6 protein-coding genes are annotated in these 4,778 nt (G+C 69.5%); 5 read left to right on the forward strand and 1 reads right to left on the reverse strand.

Annotation, left to right across the window (positions count from 1 at the left end):
- The 3 genes from AC1D01_RS21160 to AC1D01_RS21170 form a co-directional block, all read left to right on the forward strand.
- Window positions 1-430 (forward strand): guanylate kinase (locus tag AC1D01_RS21160; protein ID WP_477869757.1); only part of this gene is annotated, 430 nt, incomplete at its 5' end.
- Window positions 431-446: 16 nt separating this feature from the next.
- Entirely contained in the window at window positions 447-650 is a 204-nt protein-coding gene (gene rpoZ, locus AC1D01_RS21165; protein ID WP_477869759.1) for a DNA-directed RNA polymerase subunit omega, read from the forward strand.
- Window positions 651-772: 122 nt separating this feature from the next.
- On the forward strand, window positions 773-3,067 hold the full coding sequence (locus AC1D01_RS21170; RefSeq protein WP_477869761.1) for a RelA/SpoT family protein: 2,295 nt from the start codon (window positions 773-775) through the stop codon (window positions 3,065-3,067).
- On the opposite strand, the gene greB is transcribed toward AC1D01_RS21170, so the two are convergent.
- Window positions 3,064-3,630 (reverse strand): transcription elongation factor GreB, encoded by a 567-nt coding sequence (greB, locus tag AC1D01_RS21175; RefSeq protein ID WP_477869763.1) that lies wholly within the window; start codon window positions 3,628-3,630, stop codon window positions 3,064-3,066. The genes AC1D01_RS21170 and greB overlap by 4 nt on opposite strands.
- 104 nt (window positions 3,631-3,734) lie before the next feature.
- On the opposite strand from greB, the gene AC1D01_RS21180 reads away from it, so the two are divergent.
- Both AC1D01_RS21180 and AC1D01_RS21185 read left to right on the forward strand, forming a co-directional pair.
- Window positions 3,735-4,382, forward strand: a complete 648-nt coding sequence (locus tag AC1D01_RS21180; RefSeq protein WP_477869765.1) for a glutathione S-transferase family protein — start codon at window positions 3,735-3,737, stop codon at window positions 4,380-4,382.
- A gap of 11 nt (window positions 4,383-4,393) precedes the next feature.
- Window positions 4,394-4,778, forward strand: a 385-nt coding sequence (locus AC1D01_RS21185) for an ABATE domain-containing protein (RefSeq protein ID WP_477869767.1), incomplete at its 3' end; no start/stop codon positions are given.

Raw genomic sequence — 4,778 nt, forward strand, 5'->3', positions numbered from 1 at the left:
GATCGCGGCCGGCGACTTCTTCGAATGGGCCGAGGTGCACGGCCACCTCTACGGCACCTCGCGCCAGGCGATCGAGGAGCGCATCGCCGGCGGCCACGACGTGGTGCTCGAGATCGACTGGCAGGGCGCGCTGCAGATCAAGCGGCTGTTCCCGAACGCGATCCTGATCTTCATCCTGCCGCCCAGCTGGGAAGAACTCGCGCAGCGCCTGAACCGGCGCGGCGAGGACCACCCGGATGTCATCGAGCAGCGCCTGACGAACGCCCGCGTCGAGGTCGCGCAAGCCCGACATTTCGACTTTGTTATCATCAACGCTCTCTTCGAGTCGGCGCTCTTCGACCTGAAGGCGATCGTTCACTCGCAGCGGCTCAAGTACGCTGCGCTGCAAAGAAGCAAACCTGCTGTCTTTGCCAACCTGAATCTCAACTGAGAACGGAGTTCTTGCCATGGCCCGCATCACTGTCGAAGACTGCCTCGTCAAGATCCCCAACCGCTTCCAGCTCGTGCTGGCCGCCACCTACCGCGCCCGCATGCTGAGCCAGGGCCACGCGCCGAAGATCGAGACCAAGAACAAGCCCGCCGTGACCGCGCTGCGCGAGATCGCCCAAGGCGAGATCGGCATCGAGATGCTGCGCAAGGTGCCGATCTGATCTGCTGATCTCCCGAAGCACGCGGTGCTTCACCCCCAGACGGCCCCTCGCGGGCCGTTCTCGTTTTCCCTTGCTGCGGCCCCACCGCGGCATCTGCGGCGAATCCGCGATAAATTCGGGCCATGAACGCCCGTTCTCCGGCCACTGCCTTGCGTGAACCGCCCGCCCCCTCGGGCCGCGGCGGCAGCACGCCGGTGCCGGCAGCGACGAAAGACGCCGCGGCCGCCTCGTTCGCCGCGCTGACCCACAAGCTCGACTACCTCGACGCCGCCGACATCAAGCGCGTGCGCGAGGCCTACCGCTTCGCCGACGAGGCCCACCTGGGCCAGTTCCGCGCCAGCGGCGAGCCCTACATCACGCACCCGATCGCGGTCGCCGGCCTGTGCGCCGACTGGAAGCTCGACGCGCAGGCCATCATGGCCGCGCTGATGCACGACGCGATGGAGGATTGCGGCGTCACCAAGGTCGAGCTGATCGAGCGCTTCGGCTCGTCCACCGCCGACCTCGTCGACGGCCTGACCAAGCTCGACAAGCTGCAGTTCTCCACGCGCGAGGAATCGCAGGCCGAATCCTTCCGCAAGATGCTGCTCGCGATGGCGCGCGACGTGCGCGTGATCCTGATCAAGCTCGCCGACCGGCTGCACAACATGCGCACGATGGACGCGATGGCGTCGGCCAAGCGCATGCGCATCGCCCGCGAGACGCTCGACATCTACGCGCCGATCGCACACCGGCTCGGCCTGAACCAGACCTACCGCGAGCTGCAGGAGCTGTCGTTCCAGCACACCCGGCCGTGGCGCCATGCGGCGCTGTCGAAGGCGGTGCTGCGCGCGCGCGGCTACCGGCGCGACATCGTCGAGCGCATCCAGCGCGAGGTGGAGAAAGCCTWCACCGACGCGCAGCCGCAGGCCCAGCAGAAGGTGCAGGTGTTCGGCCGCGAGAAGACGCTCTATTCGATCTACAGCAAGATGCGCGAGAAGCACTTCAGCTTCGCGCAGGTCAACGACATCTTCGGCTTCCGCATCGTGGTCGGCACGCTGCCCGAGTGCTACCTCGCGCTCGGCGTGCTGCACCAGCTGTACAAGCCGCTGCCGGGGCGCTTCAAGGATTACATCGCGATCCCGAAGGCGAACGGCTACCAGTCGCTGCACACCACGCTGGTGAGCCCGCTGGGCACGGCGGTGGAGTTCCAGATCCGCACCGAGCCGATGCACGCGGTGGCCGAGAAGGGCATCGCCGCGCACTGGATGTACAAGGCCGGCGGCACCACCCAGCTGCACGACGCGCAGCGCCTGGGCACGCTGTGGCTGCAGTCGCTGATCGACATTCAGGACGAGACGCGCGACGCCAACGAGTTCCTCGAGCACGTCAAGATCGACCTGTTCCCCGATGCGGTCTACGTGTTCACGCCGAAGTCCCGCATCATGGCGCTGCCGCGCGGCGCGACGCCGGTCGACTTCGCGTACGCGATCCACTCCGACGTCGGCGACCACTGCGTCGCGGCCAAGGTCAACGGCGACCCGGTCGCGCTGCGCACCGAGCTGCGCAGCGGCGACGTGGTCGAGGTCGTCACCGCGCCGGGCGCGCGGCCGAACCCGGCCTGGCTGAACTTCGTGCGCACCGGCCGGGCGCGCTCGAAGATCCGCCACTACCTGAAGAACATGGAGCAGGAAGAGTCGCAGCAGCTGGGCGAGAAGCTGCTCGCGCAGGCGCTGCGCGCCGAAGGCCTGAACATGCCGGCCAGCGACCCGGCCGATGCCGCGGCCGGCGCGCTGTGGCAGCAGCTCGCGCGCTGGAGCGGCACGCGCTCGCGCGCCGAGCTGCTGATCGACATCGGCCTCGGCCGCAAGATCGCGACCATCGTCGCGAAGCGGCTGGCCCAGATGATGGGCGAGCGCGGCGAGCGCCCCGATGCGCTGACGCTGACGATGGGCCGCTACGCCGCCGACGACAACGCGCCGTCGCAGGGCCTGGTGGTGATCGACGGCAGCGAGGGCGCCTCGGTGCAGATGGCGCCGTGCTGCCGGCCGATCCCCGGCGACGCGATCGTCGGCTACCTCGGCCGCGGCGAAGGGCTGCTGGTGCACACCGTCGACTGCTCGACCGCGAAGCGATTGTTCGAGCGCGACAGCGAGCGCTGGATGACGGTCGAGTGGGCCGAGGAGCCGGTGCGCGCGTTCGAGACCGGCGTCACGCTGCTGCTGAAGAACGGCAAGGGCGTGCTGGCCCAGGTGGCGGCCGCCGTCAGCGAGGCCGAGGCCGACATCACCCACATCGACATGGACGACGAACCGGCGGCGCAGACGATCGAGCTGCGCCTGCTGCTGAGCGTGCGCGACCGGCTGCACCTGGCCGACGTGATGCGCACCTTGCGCCGTGCCGCGCCGGTGCTGCGCGTCACCCGCGTGAAGCCCTAGCCTCCACTGCCCTTCGGGTACTGCACGTCGATCACCTCGATCCGCTCGAGGCCGCCCGGCGTCATCAACTGCACCTCGTCGCCGACGCGCGCCTTCAGCAGCGCCCGCGCGATCGGCGCGATCCAGCTGATCTCGCCGCGGCTGCTGTCCGACTCGTCGATGCCCTTGATCGTGACGGTGCGCTCCTCGCCGCGCTCGTTCGCATAGGTGACCGTCGCGCCGAAGAACACCTGGTCGTTGCCGTGGTGCAGCGACGGGTCGGCGACCTCGGCGATGTCGAGCCGCTTGGTCAGGAAGCGGATGCGGCGGTCGATCTCGCGCAGCCGCTTCTTGCCGTACAGGTAGTCGCCGTTCTCGGAACGGTCGCCGTTCTTCGCGGCCCACGACACCACCTCGACGACCTTCGGCCGCTCGTCGTCGAGCAGCGTCAGCAGCTCGTGGCGCAGCGCCTGGTATCCGCCAGGCGTCATGTAGTTGCGCGTGCCCTGCGGCAACGCCGGCAGGCCGACTTCGTCGTCCTCGTCGTCGCTGGAATCGGTCTCTTTGGTGAACGCCTTGCTCATGCCGCCGATTTGAACCCAAGTGACCGGCACATGCGATCAGGGTGATTGACTTGCCTAACCGGTTAGGCAGAATAAGACCGCCTCGACACCTTCAGGAACGTCCCATGTACACCCTCTTTGCCACGCCCGGGTCGGTCGGCTGCGCCGCCGTCGATGCCGCATTGCGCCTGTGCGGCGTGCCGTTCGAAACCGTCGAGGCCGCGCCGTGGACCGAGTCGCCCGGCCGCGACCGGCTGAAGCTCGCCAACCCGCTGGTGCAGATCCCGACGCTGCAGGGCGCCGGCGGCCAGCTGCTGACCGAGACGGCGGCGATCCTGATCCACCTCGGCCTCACGCACCCCGAGGCCCGGCTGCTGCCCGCCGACGCGGCCGCGCGCGCCAGCCACCTGCGCGGGCTCGTCTACCTGGCCGCCAACGTCTATCCGGCGATCACGATCATCGATTTCCCCGAGCGCTTCTGCGAGGCCTGCAGCGACGACGAGGCCAGGCGCATCCGCGCGCAGACGCGCCGCCATTTGCACGGGCTGTGGGAGGTGTTCGCCGACAACTTCACCGCGCCGCCGGCCGCCGCCTTCCTGGCGGGCGACGAACCCGGCGCACTCGACCTGATGGCCGCGGCGCTGTCGAAGTGCTTCGGCACGCGCCCTCACCTGGCCTCGGCACGACCCGGCTTCGCCGAGCTGCTGTCGCGCATCGACGCCCACCCGCGCTTCGCCGACACCGAGCAGCGCTACTGGCCGTCATCGACATAAGGACGGCGCTGATGGCCACCGTCTCGGCGGGCGTCGGCGGCGCGCTCGCGCTGGAGTTCGCGAACACCGCCGGCGATCACCTGTCCGATACGCCATCCGAGCGCCTGAGCAGCTGGGCGCGCTTCGCACAGTGGTGCCTCGAGCAGGACCTGGTCGATGCGCGCGGTGCCACGGCGCTGAAGGCATCGACCGACGACCTCGCGCCGGTGGTCGCCGCGCGCGACGCGGTGTTCCGCGTCGGCCTCGCGATCGCAGAGGGCACGAAGCCGCCGGCCGCGGCGCTCACGCTGCTGAACGACCTGGCCGCCGGCGACGGCCCGCGCGTCAGCCACACGCAGGCCGGCCTGCGCTGGCGCGGCACCGCCGACGACAGCGCGGCCTCGCTGCGCACGCTGC

Source organism: Rhizobacter sp. P3_B12, assembly GCF_056402895.1.